This is a genomic window from Nonomuraea sp. NPDC049624, from assembly GCF_040675255.1.
Classification (GTDB): Bacteria; Actinomycetota; Actinomycetes; order Streptosporangiales; family Streptosporangiaceae; genus Nonomuraea.
In genome coordinates, this window is the sequence record NZ_JBFAOR010000002.1 from 483013 (window position 1) to 505475 (window position 22463).

A 22463-nucleotide genomic window follows, 5' to 3' on the forward strand; every position below is an offset into this window, starting at 1 on the left:
CGAAGGAGGGAGAAACATGCCACATTTGCGACGCCCCACTAATCCGAAGCGTCCCCCGGCTTAGCTTGCGGGTGATTTGTTAATCGATTTCATGTCTCCAGCCGCCCGGGAGCGCGGAACGCGGGCCCGGGCGGCCGGAGAAATGTCAACCCTACCGGCTGCGACGGCGGCCAGACCCGTTGTTGTACGTTCTGAACGCTGCACGGGCCTCTTCGAGAAAGCTGTCATCTCTTGCGATTCCGTTTCCCCGGCACCTCGTGATCATGTCCTCCCACAACAGCTTCGCGTGATCAAAGTCATCGCTCTCCAAGAAGATCCTGATCCCACGGGCCAGCAGCCTGCGGACATCGGTACCGGCGACCCCCTGTGCCGCCTCCACCATGGCCAGCATCCGCTTGATCAGCCCCCATCCTTCTTCCTGCCGGCCCGCCTTCAAGAGATCGCTCACGTTGCGCAGATTCTCAATGAACGCCGTTGGTTCCACCCTGACCGCGCCGACGGTCACAGGCGGTAGCGTCCGGTCTCGGCTCGTGCCGGCGATGTCTTCCGGTGGACGGCACGGATCTCGGAACGGAAGGGTGAGATCGTAGGGCCGAACGCGTTCGATGCCTTCGGGCACGGGGCCTGGAAGCAGAGAGCGTAGGTGGGCGAAGACCTCGTGGGCGCTGCCGGGACGCTGCGCGGGCTGCTTTTCCAACAGTCGCATGACCAGCCGGTTGATCTCCTCGGGAACCGCAGAATTTCGGGCCTTCAATGAAGGAGGCTTCTCCTTGCGGTGGGCCTGGTCCAGGTCACTGTCGTTCTCGTAGACGAACACCGGGCCGGCCAGCGCCTCATAGATGATGCAGCCGAGAGCGTACAGGTCACTCAACGCCGCTGGGCCCGTTCTGCCTTCCAGGACCTCGGGGGCGGTGTAGCCACTAGTGCCAGGCGCGATCCTGCTGCGGGTAGTCACCCGAGGTTGATGTGGATCCATGATGAACGCCGACCCGAAGTCGATGAGGCTTACCCTGCCACCATCGGTGACCATGATGTTTCCGGGCTTGAGGTCGCGATGGAGAATACCGCCACCGGCGCCGTGCATCGCCGCCAGGCTCGAGCTGAGCTGTGCGCCCAGGCACACTGCCTCCACTACGGTAAGACGTCCGCCGACCTCCTCCTCCAGCACTGCCTGCAGCGTCTTTCCCACGACATACTGCATCGCGAGATAGGGCGGCTCGCCTGTTTCTGGGTCTCCGCTCGACCAGTCGTATACGGCGGGAATTCCGGGATGGTCGAGACCGGCGACCGCCCGGGCCTCGACCGCGAACCTTTTGAGTAGTTCGCCCTTTTTCCAGCGGTCCTCGTCCGAATCCTGGCCATCCAGATCAAGAAGCACCTTTACCGCCACCAAACGGTCAAGGCGCTTCTCTTGTGCGAGCCAGACACGCCCGATCCCCCCCTTGCCCAACTCCCGGACGAGGCGGAAACGGCCCCCGATGGTCTCTCCAGCCTTGAACTTCATCACTGCCCTCAAGTACGGAATCGCATCACTTGCACTGCGTATCAACAACTATCGGAAAAACTCACCGCGCCGTGGCATTCTCCTGTCGAAGGAGGGAGCCATGCCTGTGTCGTCCCACGATCACCCAACAAGGGCGGTCCGCATCTACAGCAGTGCGGTGCGCGGCGACTCCGAAGATCATGACGGTCCAGAGCAGGCCAAGGTTCTCGGATGCTCGATGTTCCACGTGTTGAAGGCCGACACCGCTCGTCCCCGTCCTCGATCGCGCCGAGCACGGCACGTGGAGATGCTCTTCGAGCCGTTCAACCAGGTTCTCGATCTGATGGAGTTCGGTCAGCGCATCAGCGAGGCCGAGGCACTGGACCAACTGTCACCACCGAACCGGATCGGCTCCGAGCTCGTGCACGAGGGTCTGGCGACCTGGGTCAGGCAGGCTGTATCCCGATACCACACCAGGCTGACCTCCGACATGGCAGAGATGAATGCCCGGAACGTGGTCGCCGTTCGGCCGTGGGTGCACCAGATCCTTGCTGACGACCCACGCTCCCGGACGCACGAACTGTGTGTGTGGGGGCGGGCCTACAGCTACCAGACGCCAGGCGGCGTCGTGCGCGAACTGCGTGTCCCGGTCGTGGGATCAGCAGGAGAGAGAACACGCAGTGACGCCGAGAAGTCCGTCATGGCCTATGTGGTGGCAGTCGGCGCGCTGATCGATTCGGTCAGGTTCGAGGAGGCCAGAGGGCTCTACTGGGGCGGCAGGCCCTTTCCGCTGGTGCCAGGCTCCACGAGCGAGCCGACCGACCAGGTGCGCGTCCTGGAAGTCGGTTGTTCCACCGGCAGGGCGGTCGCTCCTCTGTTCCAGGGCAGTGTCGAAGAGGCCACGGCATATTTCGCCGACCATGGACGACAGGCGATCCGCGAGTTGTTCCGGTCTCCCGAGCGGACGCCGGGCTATGACTGCCTTTCCTGCAAGGAGCGGGACGTGTGTGCCCGGTTGCCTCGAGGCACGGGGATGCTCGGTATCCGCGACAGGCGTCGCCCCCGGCGGATATTCACAGTCACCAGCGGGCGCTACCAGACTGAGTGCGCCGCCAAAGAACACTTTCGTGCTCTTCGGCTGCCCGTGGATCAGACCAGGGAGAACACGCCTGCCGTGCGGCTGGGAAAAGGGGTTCACGCCTGGCTGCAGCGCCTTCACGATCGTTCCCCCCGCCGCCCTTGCACAATCACCGACCTTCCGGAGGACTCAGGGCACTGGCAAGCGAGCCGATGGCATTTCGACGGCGACGAGGCGCGGGAAGGCGCTGCCATGCTCGCCGCCCACCTTGAAGTGTGCCCATACATCGGCGTCTCACCGGACACGCTCGCCCATACCGAGCAGGTAATCGTCGCGGATGACGCAGACTGCGACACACTGGTTGTCGCCCATGCGGACCTGGTCTACCAGCGGAATGGTTCATGGTGTTATCGCGAGGTCAAAACAACCTCCGCCGAAAAGATCATTGATGGCGAGCGATTGCTGAGCCGGTATCCACAAGCGGCGCTGGCGGTCCTGCTCTATAGGGCGGGCGCGATCCCACTCGGCCCGCTTTCTGCCATAGAGGTGGAGATCCTGACCCCGAACGGCGCCGATCTGCGCGTTCTCGACCCCAGATCACCCGCACTGCTCGACGTAGCTCGCCAGAAGATCCTTCCTATGGCGGTCGCCTGGCACGGGGATGCCGACCACCTTCCCAATCCCGGCAAGAATTGCCGGCGTTGCCCCTACCCCCAGTGGTGTCCGTCCGCTCAGAACGCCTCTGGGGAGACCAACGATGACCGATGAGGAGAACTTCTGGGAAGAGGAAACAGAGCCCCAACCTGCCAATCCGCTGGAGCAGTTGACAGGACCGGCGTTCAACCAAGACGAATCTCTTCGCATTCTCGGTCTGGTGGCCGTTACTGTGGTCCGGCTCGCGGAATGGCCGTCCGCCAAGGAGTTCACCGCTCCCTACGACTCGGTGGCCCAAATGGCGGTTGACCGCATTTCTCTGGCTGGGCTGCAGCGGTTTCCTGGCGACCAACCGGGCAGAGAGCAGCGGTATCCCCGCTCCCTGCCAGATCTGCTCGCGTGGTGCCGTGACCGCGAGGTTCAGACCTGGAACTTTCTTGACCTACCTGCCGGCCTCTCCATCCGCGGGAGACTGCTGGACCGGGACACCGCCGCGCCGACACGACTGTGCCAGGAGCTCGCGCTTCGATCGGAGGACCCGGATCCGGCCGGAAAGAGCGTCCAAGATCTCCTTTTGGCGAGAATCCGCGAGATATATGAACAGGCCGGCAATCCGGGAGGTCATGTGGCCTTCATTGGCAAACTCGTAGAGTCACCCGTCCTCTCCTCCGCCGACATCGCACGTCTCAAGATCAGCAGGATGCGCATCCCGGCTGATGCCGTTGCCACCTGCTATGTCGCAGTCCACGACCGGTACTTCGACAGGCAGGAACGTGCCAATATCTGCTGGTACTGCGGGCTCCTCCGGATCCCCATGGAGAAGGGGTGGCGATGCGAGATTCACAACTGTCCGGATCATCGCTGGCGCCGCGGCGGCAAGGAGTTGGACAGGGCCGATGGCCTGTACCACGTGGCCCGGCCGCTACGAGAGTTTCTCGTCGCACCACGACGGATCAAGTCATCGAATCAACGGTCACCGATGGCGCCTGACTCGCCGCGGGACGTAGAGTGGCGGTAAAACATGCGTAGCATGGGGGCTCACCTTACTCAGGCGCTCGGCAATGTGTCGAAGTCCGAGGCGGACGAGTTTCGGGAACTTACCCAAGCCGCCCTCGATTATCAGGTCGAACTGGGGCTCCGTCTCATCTCTCGAGTGGACGAGAAGCTGAGCCCGGTCGATGGATGGACGCTCTTCGGCGGTTATCCATTCGCCCGTGTCCACCGTTTGGAGCAGGACGTGCGGGGGGCCGAACTCGACGTCATGCTGCGCGCGGCCAGGTACCACCTGGAACCGATGCACAGACGCGCGGTTTGGGTGTCTGCCCTGCTCAACTACCTCCGCCGGGTTCCACGACGGCATCGCCTGTACGACTTCCCGGCCGGCCTAGGAGTGCCGGCCATCCAGGGGCAGCCTTCCATGGCCGCCAACCGAGTCGTCGTCTACGATCATCTGCTGAGCACCGACGCCCCTTTCGTCAAGAGCGACATGAAAATCGCCGAGCCGGGCGAGTACCGGTTCTTCGGACGTCGTATCGGTGTTCAGAGCGTCGTCGTTCCAGATCGGCTGGCGGAACTCGACGCGGAGGCACAGGTTCATATGAACCTGGGTTTGCGCCCTGATCGCGTCCCCTTCAACCAGCCCATTGAGGAACTCGAGGAAACCGCCCGCAGGATGGCCGAGCTTGACGAGATCGATCTGCCGGGCGAGTTCGAGCGAAAGCCCGACGATTGGGAGAGCCGCTTTCAGGCGATGGAGCTCTTCGTCCACCGTGACGGGAACGACCGGTTTGAGAAAGCCGACGGTCTAGTCATCGACGGGCTGCTCAATCTCATAGGCATCCCGGGAGTCGGCAAGAGCACCTTACGTGACATTGTCACCACGCATGCGGTGACAATGCTCAACCAGCATGTCGTTATCGTCGTCGGTGACGTCGCGGAGGCATTGCGCACCGTCCAGCGCTTCAACCGGCTTCGGGAAGCCGCCTCGCAACGTACGGGCGACTCCCGGTTCTCGGGATTCACCCGGATGCGAGCGGCACCGCTGATCGGAACCAGCACTCGCGAGCAACACCTGGGGCGTTTGCACCGTAGGGTGTCGCGACGATATCCGCTTCCCTTGCTGCAACACGACCCGGCCTTCGCCTTCCTGAGTACAGCTTGTCCTCTTAGTGCTTCACGTGGTTCGGAGGCCGACGAGCCGCTTCCCTATGAGGAGGCACCCTGCACGGACCTGCGACCGGTCAAGTTCCCCCTGGAGCAGGCCGCCACCTTGGAGGATCTGGTTCTCTCGACGGCGAAGGTGCATCGAGGCTGCCCGCTGTGGTCGTCCTGTCCTCGCCACGATATGGAGCGCGAACTGCTGAAGGCCGCCATCTGGGTGGCCACACCGGAGTCACTGGCCGCGACCTCCTTGCCACGGCATCTGAATCCCGAACGGCTCCGCTACCTGGAACTGGCCTGCCGACGCAGCGACCTGATCATCGTTGATGAGGCAGACCAGGTGCAAATCCGCTTGGATCAGGTGTTCGCGCCGACCGCGACGCTCTACAAAGCCGGCACCGACTCGTGGCTGGACGAGCTTCACCGACACAACGTGGCCGAGCTGGCCCGGGAAGGGCGAATCCAGCTGAGCGACACTGTAGTAAAGCAGTGGACTGCGGCGCTCGACATGGTGTCGGTCAGCGCGAACCGGATCTATTCCATGCTGGTGGATGACGCACAGCTCCGCGACTGGGTGGGAACGGATTTCTTCAGCGCGTGGACCCTTCAGCAGGAACTCCTCAGCAGATGGCCGGCCACTCTTGTCCCCAAGAAAGAAAGGCCACCCGCAGAGAACAACCCGAAACGCAAAAAGAAGAAGATCTCCCCACGCGCCCTGAGTGCACATCTGCTTGCCCTCCTGGACGCCCAGCCAGATCAGCCACCCGAGGCGAGATCCGAACGGCGCAAGACCGTGCAGGCAATCCTCGACGCCTTCCGCGACGATCCGCTCGATGACGACGGCGCAGAATCAACGGACGAAGTCATCCGGACGGAAGTCCGCCGGTTGACGGACCAGACCCGGAGGCTGATCACCAACACGCCTGGCAGTTCCCAGGTCGAACGTGGCGTGCGAGCCGTCCTCCAGTCCCTCTCCGGACTGCGTGACCCCTCGGCCGACAACGACGACTCGAAACCCACCGGCACTGAGGACGAGACGTCACATCAAGACCTGGTCGACGAGTTCGAGCGAGAACGGCGCCGGTTCGAGTTCACGCTGCTCCTGTCGGTCATGCATGACCAGCTGAACGTCCTGACCGGCCTATGGGGACGGGTCGAGACCGCACTGCGGCTGGCTCCCGCCGCGAATGCGCTGTACCACCGGACGCCACTCGACTATGCACCGGTCATCCCTGAGTCCCCCATGGGGAACGTGCTGGCATTTCAGTTCGCGCGTGACGGGCGTGCCGACTACACCCGCACCGGCGAGCTGCGCTTCGTCCGATGCCAGGGAGTTGGCAGGGAACTCCTCCGCGCCCTCCCCACCCTCCACTCGGTGGAGGGCAGCCGAGGCCCGAACATCCTGCTCATGTCCGGGACGAGCTGGGCCGGCTTGTCGACTCGCTACCACATCGCGGAGCCGGTGGGAGCTGTCCTGCGCGCCGCCGGAGGCGGCGCCGACCAGCGGGGTACCGAGGCGCCCTCCTCCATCACCATGATCGAGAACTATGTATACGACCTCGACGACGACACCGGGCAGCTGACGCCTCTCCAGGCATCCGGGGCAGGAGAGCGGCGGACGGACGTCGTACAGAGGATGGTCCGCAGGCTCGCCGAGCCGAAGCCCGACGGCATGGAGGCCCCGCTCCTGCAAGAACTCCACCATCTGAGGGAGCATCGGGTCGATCGTGCCAACCTCCTTCTGCTTACCGGGAGCTACGCTCAGGCGCGCCTCGCTGCACAGACCCTGCACGACTACCCGTTCTGGAAGGGACGCGTCTGCGTCCTCATTTCGGACGATATGGACATTACGTCGATGAGTGCGGCGCCGGGCACCGACGACGCCGTCCCAGTGCTACGGCGCGGAGACGTCGCCAGCCTGCGCGAAACCCCGTACACCGTCCTGGTGGCCCCGCTGCTGGCGGTCGAACGAGGGCACAATATTCTCAACACTCTAGACGAGGCGTTCTTCGGGTCGGTGTTCTTCCTCATGCGGCCATTTCCGGTCCCGTCCGACACGAATGTGCTCATCCACTCGCTCAACGACTGGACCGTTCGCGCGACTCGTCCCGGCGGCGACTTCGGGAAGATCGTCCACAGGAGCGAATCGCTGGACGCCGCAGGCTTGGAGTGGCGGCACGAAGCCCGACAACGCCTGCACACGCTGGCCAATCGCGAGATGTCATGGCGACGGTTGTCGCCGGCCGACCGTGAACGGCTGACATGGGATCTGCTCGTGGTGCTGTGGCAGGTGATCGGGCGGCTGACCCGGGGTGGTGTGGATGCTCGGGTTCACTTCGTGGACTCCGCCTTCGCGCCGAACCGGGCACTCGGACGAAGGAGAGAAACGGCCGGCAGCAGTCTTCTGGTCAGCATGCACGACGTACTCGCTCCGTACCTCGGCCAGCCGTGCATCTCCACAGTGAAGCCGGTTCCCGAGCGGCCTCCCGCAAATGTGTCCAACAGGTACCTTGTTGAGGCGCTCTACCGGCCGCTGTACAACGCGCTGCACGCACTGCTCACATCCCCTCCCCCTGTGCTGAAGAAGGCCTCATAACCGCGATGACCTACAACGCGATAAAGCTGGCGGCCTATCAGCCGACGGGCGAGATTCCCTGGCCGGTCCACATCATGCGTGTACCCGCCGAACTGCGGGCGGCCCTGGAAGAGCTGTATCGCTCCGGCCTTCCCGAACACCTCGCCAAGTCCACGCGAACGTTTCCGATCCGGTCGCTCAACGCCCTGCTTCCGCTCGCGGCGCCGGACGTCCTGTCGGTGGGCCGCCGAGTGTCGATCGAAGACGACGTGCCGTGGCTCTACTCTTTGCAGCCGGTGGATGCTGACCTGATACGTGACCTGATCGGGATCTGGTCTCTCGGCCTCAAGGGCGACGCCGCCTGCCGGGAAGAAGCCGACCGCGTTCTCGACGAAGTTCCCCTTGCTTGGGAGGAGAGACCACTCGATCTGGCGCAAGCAGCGGTTGGTCCCGGTGGAACGGCTGAACCGGCTGACCATGTCTATCCTCTGCTGACGGCATTCATCGCCCGGCAGATCAGGTTGAAGGCCGATCTGTCGTCGGGAAACGGTGACCGTCTCGCTTTCATGGAATCTCCTTGGCGGGGACGAGCGGCAGAACTGGTCTCCTGGCCGCCCAGGCAGGGCCTCCCCGAAGAACCTGACAGCTGGTTCTCCTACGTCATCGTCCTGAGCGTTCAGACCCTTCCCTTCCAACCGACGTTCCGTATCCACGTCCGAACGGGGGTCAGGCGATGGGTGACGAGTACCGGTTCGCAAGGATTGGTCTACACCGCCGGACGCTCGGTGTCGGTGTATCTGGCGACCACGACGGCGTGGCCTGGAATGGCCGACGTACGCAGCCGGTTGGCGGTTCATCGGCTTCGTTACGACGCCAAGGCCGCTCAGCATGTGTGGCACTCGATCGATCAGCACGAGTTGCTTCCGCACGCCAGTCTGATCCGTTCTCCTGTGGACGCGGCGGACCTCAGCGCTGACCCTCTCAAGCACCTGACCGGCTCGGGCGAGGTGCGCGCGGCCATCCCGTACAGCACCAGCATGGGGAGGCACACGGTGGGCGCAGGGCTCATGGCGGGCGACCGCGTGCCGTTCCTCGAAGGGATCGACCAAGTCGTCTCAGAAGTGTTGGAACGAGTGGGAGCCAGATGCCGGGTCGAGCTTCCCGACAGGCCTACGAACCACCAGTCTCGGCCGACCTTTTCCACGAAGCTCTCCAAGGAGGAGCGAGATCGCCGTTCGGAGGAAGAGAAGAGCAGGCGGAGGGCTGAGGCAGCTCAGACGCGACGAGCCGCGCTCCGATCCGTGCTCTCGAGCGGCACCTTCACAGCGCGGGTCCTCTGGCAGGACCCCGCCACCCGTGACGCCCTGGTCCAGGGGCTGTGCGACGTATTGGGCCTCATGCCCATGGATGCCTCGGAGGCCGAAACTCTACGGTGGAGCACATCGGAGATCGAGGTCGTCCTCGGCCTCGCGTGCAGCGGCGACCTCTGTGGCGGACTGGACGTGGATGTGAACCGCCCGTCGCGTGCCGACGTCGACCAGGCCGTCCAGGCACGCCGCACGGCGGCGGCACTGACCTTCCGGCACTCAGCTGCGGACGCGGCTGTCGTGGAGATCGACCGTGTCTTCAAGTCCGCGCATCTCGACCCCAAATTCGCCATCCGGCTGGGTTCGGCCGACGCCGGCGTACTGACGCAGTTCGTCCAGACGGCCGAGCAGGGAAGCGCTCTCGCCAAGAACCGGTCCCACCGGGCGCAGCAGGCATCGCTTGATCTGCTTAGGCAGCTTGGCGCGGCACGGCTGCCGCTTCCCTCTCTCTACGACAGGTTCGGGGGCGATATCCAGTTCATCGCTGTGTGGGCGGTCAACCGTCAGCGGCGGAGCCTGATCAACTCCCGGCTGTGGCGGCCAATCGCCATCAAATACCAGCCGCGTTCCACGCAACCCATCACAGGATGGCGTGATGACATCAGGCAATGGACGCCCTACCGGGAATTCTTGCTCTGGCTGGCCCAAGATGCCCAAGCAGGGACACCGGACGATGACCTTGAGGAGAGCGAAGGCGAGCCGGAGGGCCAGCGAACCGGCCGATGGCGGCTTGAGGACCGCCAGCGCGAGACGATGTCCTTCATCCGTCCCCTGCTCTCCGCCCAGAGAGGCCGGCCGACGGTATTGCTGGTACATGCACAGAACCTCCGTTCCGACTGGCCGTGGATCAGCAACACGAATCTCATCCCGGATCGCCTCGATGTCGGTGATGGCGAAGACGTTCCTGTGGCGCTCTGGGACGCTGGGCTTCGCGTCGTCCGGGTACGGGACAGTCAGAGAGACGAAACACCGCAACACTATGGAGCCGACGGCAATCACGGGTTGCCCATGGGGCTCTGGAGAGAGCTCTCGATTCCAGAGAATCGGCTCTACTACTCCACCGGTGAACGAGCAGCGACGGGAAGCAACGCTGCGATCGGAGCCCGGAGGGAAGGCGTGCGGGTCACCGCGAGCAAGCGGGAGATCATTGACACAGGCACACCGGCTTACAACCCTAATCTGCTGGAAATCTGCGTCACGGCCTGTCAGGAAGGCGACGAGCCCGCCGAGTTGGCGTCCTTGGCTCACCAGTTACGCTATGCGCCGGAGCTCGACAAGTGGCTGACCCTGCCCTACCCACTCCATTTGGCCATGAAGGCAGCTGAATACGCGACGCCAATCGCCGCCGATTAGCCCATATCGCGGAATGTGCGGACGCCATCCGTTGGCGCGGCGGCAACCGTGACCGCGGCTTGGTTGTATGGCAGCTCCTGTGGCGGCACATGGCCCAGGACCGACGTCACCACTGGGATGAGGGAGGCGAGGCGACCTCGGGTAGGAGCCAGGCCTCCCTCCGCGACACGGCGATCGTCGCCCGGTCCGGCATCGCCCTGCTGAATCTTTCCCGGCCGGCGGCCGTTCGTCAGGGCGTCATTCGCGCAGGAAGGTCAGCAGGGAGGCGGCGAGTTCGTCCGGGGCCTCTTCGGCCACGTGGTGGCCGCTGTCGATCGGGTGGCCGGTCACGTCGTCGGCCCAGGTGCGCCAGATCGCCAGCGGGTCGCCGTACAGGTCCTCCATGTCGTCCTTGGACGTCCAGAGGAACAGGGTGGGGCAGGTGAGGCGGCGGGAGGCGGCGCGGTCGGCGTCGTCGGCCGCGCGATCCACGGTCAGGCCGGCGCGGTAGTCCTCGCACATCGCGTGGACGGTCTCCGGGTCGTGGATGGCCCGGCGGTAGTCCTCGTACGCCTCCTGGCCCATCTGCTCGGCGCTGCCCTGGTACCAGGCGTCGGGGTCGGCGTTGATGACGCGTTCGGCGGGTTTGGCGGTCTGGCCGAGGAAGAACCAGTGCCACCAGGCCGCCGCGAAGCGGGCGTCGGCCCTGGCCAGCGCCTCGCCGATGGGGATGCCGTCCATCACGACCAGGCGGGTGACGGCGTCCGGGTGGTCGGCGGCCACGCGGTGGGCGACGTAGGCGCCGCGGTCGTGGCCGGCGACGGCGAAACGTTCGTGGCCCAGCGAACGCATGAGGGCGACCATGTCGCGGGCCATGGCGCGTTTGGAGTAGGGGGCGTGGTCGGGGGTGGTGGGCGGCTTGCCCGAGCGGCCGTACCCGCGCAGATCGGGGCAGACCACCGTGTGGTGGGGGGCCAGGAGGGGCGCGACGCGGTGCCAGGTCGCGTGGGTGCGGGGGTGGCCGTGGAGCAGCAGGAGGGGCGTGCCGGTGCCGCCGTACCGGACGAACAGCTCGGTCTCGCCTACGTCGATCATGCCGGCCGTGAAGTCGTCGAACATCGGCCCCCTCTACCCGGGACCGTCTTGGATCAACACCGGCGTTCCGCCGCATCAGGGGACGTTCTAGGATCGGGCCATGCCTTTGACCGTGGACGACGTCGACCGGTTCGTGGCCGCCAGACCCCGTCTGGAGGCCATCGCCTACCGCCTGCTCGGCTCGGCCGCGGAGGCCGAGGACGCCGTGCAGGAGACGTTCCTGCGCTGGCAGTCCGCCGACGCCGGCCACATCGAGGTGCCCGAGGCGTGGCTGACCAAGGTGCTCACCAACCTGTGCCTCAACCAGCTCGGCTCCGCGCGGGCCCGCCGCGAGACCTACGTCGGGGAGTGGCTGCCCGAGCCGCTGCTCGCCGGCGACCCGATGCTCGGCCCGGCCGAGACCGCCGAGCAGCGCGAGTCGGTCTCGTACGCCGTCCTCACGCTGATGGAACGCCTGTCTCCCAACGAGCGGGCGGTCTACGTGCTGCGGGCCGCCTTCGACCACTCCCACCGGGAGATCGCCGAGATCCTCGACATCACCGAGGCGGCCAGCCAGCAGATCTTCCACCGCGCCAAGAAGCACGTCGCCGACGGCCGGGCCCGCACCGAGGTCGACGAGGCCGCCGCCCGGCGGATCGTCGAGGAGTTCCTGGCCGCCGCCACCAGCGGGCAGACCGAGCCGCTGGTCCGCCTGCTCACCGAGGACGCCGTCGCGATCGGCGACGGCGGCGGGAAGGTCCCGGCCCGCGCCAAGGCGTTCGTGGGCGCCGTCGCGGTCGCGAAGTTCCTGTGGGGCCTGGTCAAGCCCGGAAAGGCCAAGCGGACCATCATCGGCGGCTCGCCCGAGATCTACCCCTGGACGGCCAACGGCGAGCCGGCCGTCGTCGCCGTCCTGGACGGCCGGGTCGTCTGCGTCATGTGCCTGGAGGTCACCGCGGAGGGCATCGCCGCGTTCCGCAACCAGATCAACCCCGACAAGCTGGACCGCGCGACCGCGCGCTGGGCGGCCAGCGACCACGGGGAGCCGGTGTTCAGAGCCTTCTGAGACACGGTGTGACGCGGTGTGACGCGCTTCACACCGTGATCCTGTCAGGAAAGCGCGGGCCGTCCGGTTCAGGTGGCGAACCCGCGTCAGACAGGAGCGAGGAAATGCAGCACCGCATCATCGTCCTCGGAGCCGGCTACACCGGAGCCGTCGCCGCCGGCCGCCTGGCCAGGCAGCTGAGCCGCGAGGACGTCGCCATCACCCTCGTCAACGCCGAGCCCGACTTCGTGGAGCGCGTCCGGCTGCACCAGGTGGCGACCGGGCAGGACCTCAGGCCCAGGCCGTTCCGCGAGATGTTCGCCGGCACCGGCGTCGAGCTGCGGCTCGGGACGGTCACCGGCCTCGACGCCGACCGCGGGACCGTCACCGTCGCCGGCGCGGACGGCGCCGAGGAGCTGGCCTACGACACGCTGGTCTACGCGCTCGGCAGCGGCTGGAACGCCGAGGGCGTGCCCGGGACCGCCGAGCACGCCTACGACATCGCCGGCCGGCCGGGGGCGCTGCGGCTGCGCGAGCGGCTGGCCCGGCTCGACGCCGGTCAGCGCGTGGTCGTCGTCGGCGGCGGGCTCACCGGGCTGGAGGCCGCGGCCGAGATCGCAGAGGCCCGTCCCGACCTCGACGTCGCCCTCGCCGCCCGCGGCGCTCTCGGCGACTGGCTCTCGCCGAAGGGCCGCGCGCACGTGCGCAAGGTCCTGGACGGGCTCGGGGTGAGCGTGCACGAGCACACGGTCGTCACCGGCGTCGAGGCCGACCGCGTCACCACCGACGGCGAGCCCATCCCGGCCGAGGTGACCGTCTGGACGGCCGGCTTCGCCGTGCACCCGATCGCGCGCGCGACCACCCTGGAGGTCGCCGGCACCGGCCAGATCGTGGTCGACGGGACCATGCGCTCGGTCTCGCACCCGAACGTGTACGCCGTCGGCGACGCCGCCATGGCGATGGGCCCTGGCGACAAGCCGCTGCGCATGTCGTGCGCGTCGGGCATCCCGACCGCCTGTCTGGCCGCCGACTCGATCGCGGCCCGGCTGACCGGCGGGAAACTGCCGAACACCACGCCGCACTACTTCAACCAGTGCGTCTCGCTGGGCCGGGGCAACGGCCTGATCCAGTTCGTCACCGCCGACGACCGCGCCCTGCCCAGGGTGCTGACCGGGCGGGTCGCCGCCGTCTACAAGGAGCTGATCTGCAAGAGCGCCGCCTGGGGCGTCGCCAACCCGATGATGGGCAAGCCGGCCCGGCGGCGCCGCGTCGTCCGCCCGAACGCCCCGGCCGGCCCCGCCGCCGCCAGGGCGCGTGCGTGACGACGGACGGCGCGGCGCACCCGGCGGCGGGCCCCCGTCAGGGGGTCGTGAGGACGACGAGCTGCCGGGTCGCCCGGGTCATCGCCACGTAACGGTCGACAGCGCCCTCGACGCCCTCGACGCCCTCGCCGAACCGGTCCGGATCGACCAGGACGACCAGGTCGAACTCCAGCCCCTTCGACAGCTCCGGCGTCAGCGACCGGACCCGGGGCCGCTCCCGGAAAGCCGGGTCCCCGATCACGCAGGCGATCCCCTCGGGGTTCGCGGCGAGCCAGGCGTCGAGGATCGCATCCAGCTCGGCGACCGGCCCGCGCGTGACCGGGATGCCGCTCTCCCGGATGGAGACCGGCACGTTGGCGTCCGGCAGGGCGGCCCTGATGACCGGCTCGGCCACGGCCATGATCTCCGCCGGGGTCCGGTAGTTGACGCTCAGGCCGGCCAGCTCGACGCGGTCGATGCCGACCCGGGCGAGCCGTTCCGCCCACGACTCGGTGAACCCGTGCCTGGCCTGGGCGCGGTCACCGACGATGGTGAAGCTCCTGGACGGGCAGCGCAGCAGCAACATCTGCCATTCCGCGTCGGTCAGCTCCTGGGCCTCGTCCACGACGACGTGCGCGAACGGCCCGGCGAGCAGGTCCGGCTCGACGGTGGGCAGCTCCGACTCGTCCACCAGGTTGCGCTGGAGGTCCGCCCGGCGGAGCTGGGTCACCAGGCCCTCGCCGTCGTCGTCGGCCTCGATCAGGTTGTCGACGACCTGGGCCATGCGCTCGCGCTGGACGGCCAGGGCGGCCTCCTGCCGGCGCTGCCGGCGGGACGCCTCCGGGTCGCCGAGGCGCTGGCGGGCCGCGTCCAGGAGCGGCAGGTCGGAGACCGTCCAGGACTGCGCGTCGGCGCGCTGGAGCCGCCGGATCTCCTCCGGGGCGAGCCAGGGGGCGCACAGCCGCAGGTAGGCGGGGACCGTCCACAGGTCGCCGACGAGGTCGGCGGGCTCGATCAGCGGCCAGGCGCGGTTGAAGGCGGCCAGCAGCTCCCGGTTCGCCCGCAGCGACCTGCGCAGCAGCTCCGGCGAGACGACGTCCTCGCCGTGCCGGTCGTGCGGGTCGTGCTTGTCGTGCTTGTCGTGCTTGTCGTGCTTGTCGTGCTTGTCGATGAGGATCGTGAGCAGTTCCTCCCAGATCTGGTCGCGGGCCTCGTTGTGCGGGGTGCCGGGGTCGGGGGCCTGGAACGCCTCGATCCAGTCCTCGACGCTCAGCCAGACGTCCGACCAGTGCGTGCTGACCGTCATGCCCTTGGCGGGCGGGTTCTCGTAGAACCGGACGGCCGGCTCGATCGCCTTCACCATGTCCGCGGACGCCTTCAGCCGCGCCACCTCCGGGTCCCGCTCGGGGCCCGCCGCCGCCCCCTCGGGCACGAGGTCGCGCAGGGTGCAGGTGCGCACGCCGTCCTCCCCCAGGCTGGGCAGCACGTCGGCGACGTAGGCCAGGTAGGGCTGGTGCGGGCCGACGAACAGCACGCCGCCCTTGTTGTGGCCGAGCCGGGGGTCGGAGTAGAGCAGGTAGGCCGAGCGGTGGAGGGCGACGACGGTCTTGCCGGTGCCGGGGCCGCCGTCCACGACGAGGGCGCCGCGGGAGCCGGCCCGGATGATGGCGTCCTGGTCGGCCTGGATGGTGCCGAGCACGTCGCGCATCCTGGGCGAACGGTTGCCGCCGAGGCTGGCGATGAAGGCGGACTGGTCGTCGAGCGCGGCGTGGCCGTCGAAGCCGTCGGGGGTGAACACCTCGTCCCAGTAGTCGCTGATCCGGCCGCGGGTCCAGCGGTACCGGCGGCGGCTGGCCAGGCCCATGGGGTTGGCGTGGGTGGCGCCGAAGAACGGCTCGGCCGCGGGCGAACGCCAGTCGAGCAGCAGGCGGCGGCCGTCCTTGTCGGTGAGGCCGAGCCGTCCGATGTACACCGGTTCGGGGTGGTCGGCGGTGACCATGTGGCCGAGGCACAGGTCCAGGCCGAACCGGCGCAGCGTCCGCAGGCGGGCGGACAGGCGGTGGATCTCCAGGTCGCGGTCGAGCGCCTGCCGGCCCTTGCCGCCGGGGGCCATGCGTTCGGCGTCGAGGCGGGCGGACAGGTCGGCGATCGACTGCTCCAGGCTCTCGGCGAGGGCCGCGAAGTGTCGCTCGTCGACGGCGATCAGCGCCGGGTCGGCCTTGGCGGCGAGGTTGCCGGGCAGGTCGAACACGCCGGTGGTCAGGGGATTCATGTATGTGGCTCCGCAACGAGGTCGGTCTTCGCGTGGCAAGGCTTCTGGCCTCGGCGGACGATTCTGCGCCACGACGGGGGTCTTGCCGCAAGCCCCCCGGTGCGCTATACGTTAAGAGTGGAAAGGAGTAGAAGCTCCTTTTTCTGCCACTTTGCTCCGCGACACAGGCCCTGCCCCGGCGATGCCGGCTTCGCTTCGCGGTCCAGGCTTCGTTTCCCGGCACGGCGGAACCGGGGTGACCCGCCCGTGACGGGCGGATCACCGGTCGAGCGTCACCAGTCGCCGTCGCCGCCCTCGTCCTCGTCGCCCTCGAAGATCTCTTCGACGATCTCACCCGCCACCAGGCCGCCGACCACGCCGGCGGCGCCGGCCGCGGCCACCGCGCCCCAGCCCGGCCCGCCGTGGTGCTGCTCGTGATGACCATAACCATGGTGACCGTGGTGGTCGCCGTACGCGTGGTGGTCGCCGTGGCCGAAGCCCGCGTGGGCGTGCGCGGCCAGGCCGGACAGCCAGCGGTCGAGCTCGGCGGCCCAGTCCGTCTGCAGGGCGTCGGCGTGGCTGACGGTGAAGCGGCCGATCGCGTCGCCGGAGTAGCGGCCGGCCCGCTTGTCGGCCTCCAGGACCACCTCCAGCCCCGCCGGGTCGGCCACGAAGGTCACTTCGAGCTCGCCGAGCACGCCGGCGTACCGGCCGGCCGGGTAGAACTCGATCTCCTGGTAGAACGGCAGCTCCTGGCGCACGCCGTACAGGCGGCCGGCCTCCAGGTCGGCGGACTTGAACGCGAAGCCGAGCTGCAGCAGCGCCTCCAGGATGCGCAGCTGGGAGGGCAGCGGCTCGACCGCGACCTCGTCGAGGTCACCCTTGTCGACCGCCTTGGCGATGGCGAGCTCGGTGCGCACGCCCAGCGCCATGCCGTGCAGCGGCTGCCCGCCGATCTGGCTGATCGGCGCCTCCCACGGCACGCCGACCTGGAACGGGATGGTGCGCTCCTCGCCCTGGCGCAGCACGAACGGCCCCGACACCTGGACGCGGGAGAACTCCCCGGCCCCCGCGTGCTCGCCGTCGCCGTGCTCGAACTCCACGCGGGCGACCAGGCCGAGGGTGACGTGCTCGATCTCGGCGTCGAAGTCGCCGCCCTTGAGCCGCACCTCGCCGGACAGCGTGCCGCCCGGCTGGACGCGCGGTGTCGCCAGAACGGTGTCCACCGAGGGCGCGCCGACGCCGAAGGCACCCAGCATGCGTTTGAAGACCACGGCTTGTTCTCCCTGTCGAAGATCGAATGTGTGCAGCCGACCCGCACAACGATCTCCGTCCGGCCCCGGTTCCGGCCATGCCGAAAACGTCATGCCGAAGACGTCTGCCGCGCAGGGGGCGGGAACGGCGGGATCCCGGAGTGCGGCGCGTTCGCCGCTCTCCGGGATCCCGGCGCGTTCCGCTCTACCGGACGCTGCGTCTGCCGTAGAGGCCCGCCGCCAGGGCCACCCCCAGACCGGCGAGGACCACCTGGATGACCAGTTCGATCCAGTCGATGCCGCGGGTGTCCGCGACGCCGACCGCGGCGGCGATCGCGGTGCCGATGAGGGCGGCGACGATGCCGATCACGATGGTGAGCCAGATGGGGATGCTCTGACGGCCCGGCACGACCAGCCGGCCGAGGACGCCGATGACGAGCCCGATGATGAGGGCGGAGATGATGCCGGTGACTTCCACGCTTCACACTCCCGTTCTGCCGCGCCGGGTGTCGCCACCCCTCGTGGGGGAGGAGTGCCCCCGGCCTGACAGGGCCATTGCTTCCCAGCAGCATCACGAAGAAACCGCACCACTCAGCCTGATATCGGTTCATGACGGACGGGTTCCATGGAGGTGTGCCGTTCGCGGTGGTGGCGCGGGCGGCCTCGCGGTGCCTACACTGCGGGCACACCCCACGAACAGCAGACGCGAACGAACGGCGCACCGAACCCCCCTCAGGAGCCCTTTGTGACCGTCAGACGAATCGTGCTGCACGCCCTGCTCGCCGCGACGACCGCCACTGCCGCCGCTGCCGTCACTGCCGTCACGACGACCGCCGCGACGCCGGCGAACGCCACGGCCTTCACCCTCACCAGCACCGCCTTCCCCCAGGGCGGGATCATCCCGAAGGTGCACGAGTGCACCAGCGGCGGCCAGACCGACCCCGGCCGGCGCAACGAGTCACCGCCCCTGACCTGGAGCGGCGGCCCGGCCGGGACCCGCGGCTACGCCCTGGTGATGCGGGACCTCGACAACAACAACCTCATCCACTGGGTGATCTACGACATCCCGGCGGACGTGACCTCGCTGCCGCAGAACGTCGAGCACGCCTACCGTCCCGCGGCCCCCGCCGGGGCCCGGCAGATCTACTACCGCGGCAGCGCCAGCCTGTACGGCTATCAGGGGCCGTGCTCCCCCTGGTCGGTCAACACCTACCAGTTCACCGTGCACGCCCTCGACCGGGCCGCCCTGACCGAACTGGGCTCCGGTTCGTCCACGACGACCGCGGCGAGGGTGATCTCCAGCGCGTCCCTGGGGACGGCCGTGCTGTCCGGCGAGTCCTGAACGTTCAGGAGCGCCAGGTCCAGCCCGGCAGACCCGGCACCGGCCCGGCCGGACGGCGAGGCCCGGCGGTGAGGCCCCGGGCGGGCGGCACCGCCGGGCAGTGGGCGCCGGGGGCGGGCAGGGCCAGCGTGGTCAGGTAACGGTCCACGGCCCCGGTCAGGCAGGGGCTGCGGCCGTAGGCGCCGTGGCCCCAGCCGTCGTACGTCAGCAGCCGGGCCTCCCGGCCGATCTGGCGGGCGGTGCTCAGCGCCCACGGGTAGCCGGTCGCCGGGTCGTGCAGGCCGTTGACGAGCAGCAGCGGCGGCGTGCCCGAGACGCGCAGCCGGTGTTGCGGGTCGGGGATCGGCGTGGGCTGGCCCAGGCAGGCGACGGTGAGCGAGACCGAGATCGGGCTCATCCGCATGTCGGGCGCGATGGCCGCCAGCCGCCGCAGGTGCCGCTCGAAGGCCCGCTGGTCGCGTACGGGGAGCAGGTAGTCCTCGCAGATCACCTGCGTGACGTCGTTGAACACCTCCTGGTCAGGGCCGGGCGGCGCGAGCGGCGGCACGGCGCCGGAGCCGGCGTCGAGGTCGCGCAGGAACGTGGCCAGGCCGGCCCAGTCGGGGGCGTAGAAGGTGCTGAACGTCAGGTAGAGCAGCGTCGACGGGGTGAGCGGGCCGTCGGGCAGGCGCAGCTCGCCGCGTCCGGCCCGGGCCAGCAGGTCTCCCAGCAGCGCCCGCACGTCACGTCCGCGCAGCACGCAGGCGGGGGCCGTCGCGCACCACGAGACGAACGCGTCGAAGGAGTCCTGGGTGGTCCAGGTGTCGGTGTCGAGCATCTCGGCGGTGCCGAGGCTGTGGTCCATGTTGCTGTCCAGGGCCAGCGCGCGGACCCGCCCGGGGAAACGTTCGGCGTAGAGCTGGCCGATGAGGGTGCCGTAGGAGATGCCGTAGAAGGTGAGGCGTTCCTCGCCGAGCGCCGCCCGCAGCGCCTCCAGGTCGCGGACGACGGACGCGCTGTCCACGTGGTCGTAGAGCGGCCCGGTACGGGCCCGGCAGTCCTGCCGGTAGCGGGCGTTGTACGCCAGCCGCCGGTCGAAGCCCGCCTGGTCGCGTGTCAGCGGGTCGGGGGCCTGCCGGGCCAGCGGCAGCGAGCAGAGCACCGGATGGCTGCGGGCGACGCCGCGCGGGTCGAAGCCGACCACGTCGAAGCGGGCCGTCAGCTCCGGGCTGAGCCGCAGGTCGTCGCGCAGGACGGCGTCCACGCCCGAGTTGCCGGGGCCGCCCGGATTGATCACCAGGGAGCCGATCCGGGCGGCGGGATGGGTGGCCGGACGCCGCGCCACGGCCAGGTCGAACGCCGGACCGCCGGGACGGGCCCAGTCGACCGGCAGGGTGAGCCGGGCGCACTGGGCGGCCGGATCCTCCGGGCACGGGGACCAGCCGGCGCCCGGGGTCGCGGCGACGGGCGGGGTGGCGGCGGCGGGCGGGGTGGCGGCGACGGGCGGGGTGGCGGCGACGGGCGGGGTGGCGGCGACGGGCGGGGTGGCGGCGGCGGGCGGGGTGGCGGCGGCGGGCGGTAACGGGACGAGCACGGCCACGAGGAGGGCCAGTGCCGCAAGGATCGGTCGCAGCATGAGATGTCCCATCGGGTCGGGGGGTGACACCGATCATGAGCTTCCGGCGGCTCCCCCGATACCCCCGGGTCACGCCTTGGGATCCCCGCGGTCAGCCGAGGGCGCGGTCCAGGTTGAAGGCGGCGCTGATCAAGGCCAGGTGGGTGAACGCCTGCGGGAAGTTGCCCTGCTGCTCGCCCGTACGGCCGATCTCCTCGGCGTACAGGCCGAGGTGGTTGGCGTAGGTCAGCATCTTCTCGAAGGCCAGGCGGGCCTCCTCCACCCGGCCGGCGCGGACCAGCGCCTCGACGTACCAGAAGGAGCAGATGGAGAACGTGCCCTCCTGGCCGCGCAGGCCGTCGGGGCTGGCGTCCGGGTCGTAGCGGTAGACCAGCGAGTCGGACACCAGGTCGGCGGTGAGCGCGTCGAGCGTGGACAGCCACTTCGGGTCGGTGGGCGAGACGAACTTGGCCAGCGGCATCATCAGCAGCGCCGCGTCGAGCACGTCGCCGTCCTCGTGCTGGACGAACGCCTGCCGCACGTCGGACCAGCCGTGGGCCATGATCTGCCGGTAGAGGTCGTCGCGCGCCCCGCGCCAGTGGGGGATGTCGGCGGGCAGGCCGCGGCGGGCGGCCATGCGCATGGCGCGTTCGATGGCGACCCAGCACATCAGCCGGGAGTACAGGAACTTCTTGCGCCCGCCCCTGGTCTCCCAGACGCCCTCGTCGGGCTGGTCCCAGTTGTCGCAGACCCAGTCGACCAGGGCGCAGACGGCGTCCCAGTGGTCGCTGGAGATGGGCTTGCCCCATTTGTCGTAGAGGTAGACGGAGTCGAGCAGGGCGCCGTAGATGTCGAGCTGGAGCTGGCCGGCGGCGGCGTTGCCGACGCGTACCGGGGCCGAGCCGCGGTAGCCCTCCAGGTGGTCGAGCTGCCGTTCGGGCAGGTCGGTACGGCCGTCGATGCCGTACATGATCTGGAGGGGGCCGTTGGGGCCGGCGGGGCACAGGCTGACGTGCCGGGTAAGGAACGACATGAACGCCTCGGCCTCGCCGGTGAAGCCCAGCCGGAGCAGGGCGTAGACGCAGAAGGCGGCGTCGCGGACCCAGAGGTAGCGGTAGTCCCAGTTGCGCTCGCCGCCGATCAGCTCGGGCAGGCTGGTGGTCGGGGCGGCGACGATCGCGCCGGTCGGCGCGTACGTCAGCAGCTTGAGCGTCAGGGCCGAGCGGTGGACCATCTCCCGCCACCTGCCCCGGTAGCGGGAGGCCGACAGCCACTTGCGCCAGAACGCGACCGTGGCGGTCAGCTCCTCCTCCGCCTCGACGTGCGGGCAGCCGCGGGGCGGGATCTCGGCCTCGACCCGGTCCAGCGCGAAGACCTCCGACTCGCCCTCCACGAGGGTGAAGCACGCCCGCACGTCCCTGCCGTCGCACTCGACCGGCACGGTGGCGCTCAGCGCGAGCGTCAGGTCGGCGGACTCGAAGACGGTCAGGCCGTCGGCCTCGCGCACGACGTGCGGCTGGGCCCCGTAGCCGAAGCGGGGGGCCACCCGCGCGTGGAACGGCAGCGAGCCGCGCACGCAGAGCACCCGGCGGATCAGCCGCTGCCGGCCGCTGCCGCCCTGCTCGCCGATGATCGGCATGAAGTCCTGGATCTCGCCCACCCCGCTCTCGGTGAAGAAGCGGGTGATGAGCACGTTGGTGTCGGGGAAGTAGAACTGCTTGGTGCGCGCCGGCACGTCGGTGGCCAGCTCGAACGCCCCGCCGCGGTCGGCGTCGAGGATCGCGGCGAACACGCTGGGCGAGTCGAAGGCCGGGCAGCAGTACCAGTCGATGGTGCCGTCGGTGCCGACCAGGGCCACGCTGCGCAGATCGCCGATGAGGCCGTGCTCGGCGATCGGCAGGTAGCGGTCACCGTCTGCTCCACCCATCGCAGCAGTTCTCCCTGGTCAGGGCGG

14 protein-coding genes are annotated in these 22463 nt (G+C 68.6%); 7 read left to right on the forward strand and 7 right to left on the reverse strand.

Annotated elements, in window-relative coordinates:
* Positions 1–151 precede the first annotated feature (151 nt).
* Complete coding sequence (locus AB0J76_RS08560; RefSeq protein ID WP_352319615.1) at positions 152–1504, reverse strand: serine/threonine-protein kinase; 1353 nt, start codon at positions 1502–1504, stop codon at positions 152–154.
* Between AB0J76_RS08560 and AB0J76_RS08565 the strand changes: the two genes are divergently transcribed.
* The 4 genes from AB0J76_RS08565 to AB0J76_RS08580 are packed head-to-tail and all read left to right on the forward strand — an operon-like array spanning position 1494 to position 10670.
* Complete coding sequence (locus AB0J76_RS08565; protein ID WP_352319613.1) at positions 1494–3329, forward strand: PD-(D/E)XK nuclease family protein; 1836 nt, start codon at positions 1494–1496, stop codon at positions 3327–3329. The two genes, AB0J76_RS08560 and AB0J76_RS08565, sit on opposite strands and share 11 nt — an antisense overlap.
* Complete coding sequence (locus AB0J76_RS08570; protein ID WP_352319611.1) at positions 3319–4233, forward strand: hypothetical protein; 915 nt, start codon at positions 3319–3321, stop codon at positions 4231–4233. The genes AB0J76_RS08565 and AB0J76_RS08570 overlap by 11 nt, the downstream gene beginning before the upstream one ends.
* Before the next feature lie 12 nt (positions 4234–4245).
* The gene (locus tag AB0J76_RS08575; protein WP_364389152.1) at positions 4246–7971 is read left to right on the forward strand and encodes a hypothetical protein; all 3726 of its coding nucleotides are present in this window, start codon (positions 4246–4248) and stop codon (positions 7969–7971) included.
* 5 nt (positions 7972–7976) lie between these two features.
* Complete coding sequence (locus AB0J76_RS08580) at positions 7977–10670, forward strand: DUF3962 domain-containing protein (RefSeq protein WP_352319609.1); 2694 nt, start codon at positions 7977–7979, stop codon at positions 10668–10670.
* A 237-nt stretch (positions 10671–10907) separates the two neighbouring features.
* Here the strand turns inward: AB0J76_RS08580 and AB0J76_RS08585 are convergent, their stop codons facing one another.
* On the reverse strand, positions 10908–11768 hold the full coding sequence (locus AB0J76_RS08585) for an alpha/beta hydrolase (RefSeq protein ID WP_352319607.1): 861 nt from the start codon (positions 11766–11768) through the stop codon (positions 10908–10910).
* 76 nt (positions 11769–11844) lie between these two features.
* On the opposite strand from AB0J76_RS08585, the gene AB0J76_RS08590 reads away from it, so the two are divergent.
* Positions 11845–12789 carry an RNA polymerase sigma-70 factor gene (locus AB0J76_RS08590; protein ID WP_352319606.1) on the forward strand — a complete coding sequence of 315 codons (945 nt, stop codon included), beginning with the start codon at positions 11845–11847 and terminating at the stop codon, positions 12787–12789.
* Between the two features lie 104 nt (positions 12790–12893).
* A complete protein-coding gene (locus AB0J76_RS08595) occupies positions 12894–14090 on the forward strand; it encodes an FAD-dependent oxidoreductase (RefSeq protein ID WP_352319604.1) in 1197 nt (398 codons plus the stop codon).
* A gap of 37 nt (positions 14091–14127) precedes the next feature.
* Here AB0J76_RS08595 and helR read toward each other — a convergent pair whose 3' ends face one another.
* The 3 genes from helR to AB0J76_RS08610 form a co-directional block, all read right to left on the reverse strand.
* Positions 14128–16341 carry an RNA polymerase recycling motor ATPase HelR gene (helR, locus tag AB0J76_RS08600; protein WP_352319602.1) on the reverse strand — a complete coding sequence of 738 codons (2214 nt, stop codon included), beginning with the start codon at positions 16339–16341 and terminating at the stop codon, positions 14128–14130.
* Positions 16342–16613: 272 nt separating this feature from the next.
* Positions 16614–17594 carry a sporulation protein gene (locus AB0J76_RS08605; RefSeq protein ID WP_352319600.1) on the reverse strand — a complete coding sequence of 327 codons (981 nt, stop codon included), beginning with the start codon at positions 17592–17594 and terminating at the stop codon, positions 16614–16616.
* 184 nt (positions 17595–17778) lie between these two features.
* On the reverse strand, positions 17779–18051 hold the full coding sequence (locus AB0J76_RS08610; RefSeq protein ID WP_352319599.1) for a GlsB/YeaQ/YmgE family stress response membrane protein: 273 nt from the start codon (positions 18049–18051) through the stop codon (positions 17779–17781).
* Between the two features lie 267 nt (positions 18052–18318).
* Here AB0J76_RS08610 and AB0J76_RS08615 point away from each other — a divergent pair, with 267 nt between their 5' ends.
* The gene (locus AB0J76_RS08615; RefSeq protein ID WP_352319597.1) at positions 18319–18915 is read left to right on the forward strand and encodes a YbhB/YbcL family Raf kinase inhibitor-like protein; all 597 of its coding nucleotides are present in this window, start codon (positions 18319–18321) and stop codon (positions 18913–18915) included.
* Positions 18916–18919: 4 nt separating this feature from the next.
* On the opposite strand, the gene AB0J76_RS08620 is transcribed toward AB0J76_RS08615, so the two are convergent.
* Both AB0J76_RS08620 and AB0J76_RS08625 read right to left on the reverse strand, forming a co-directional pair.
* Positions 18920–20530 carry an alpha/beta hydrolase gene (locus AB0J76_RS08620; RefSeq protein ID WP_352319595.1) on the reverse strand — a complete coding sequence of 537 codons (1611 nt, stop codon included), beginning with the start codon at positions 20528–20530 and terminating at the stop codon, positions 18920–18922.
* A gap of 91 nt (positions 20531–20621) precedes the next feature.
* Positions 20622–22436: a glycoside hydrolase family 15 protein gene (locus AB0J76_RS08625; protein ID WP_352319593.1), complete on the reverse strand. Its 1815-nt coding sequence runs from the start codon at positions 22434–22436 to the stop codon at positions 20622–20624.
* Positions 22437–22463: the final 27 nt, after the last annotated feature.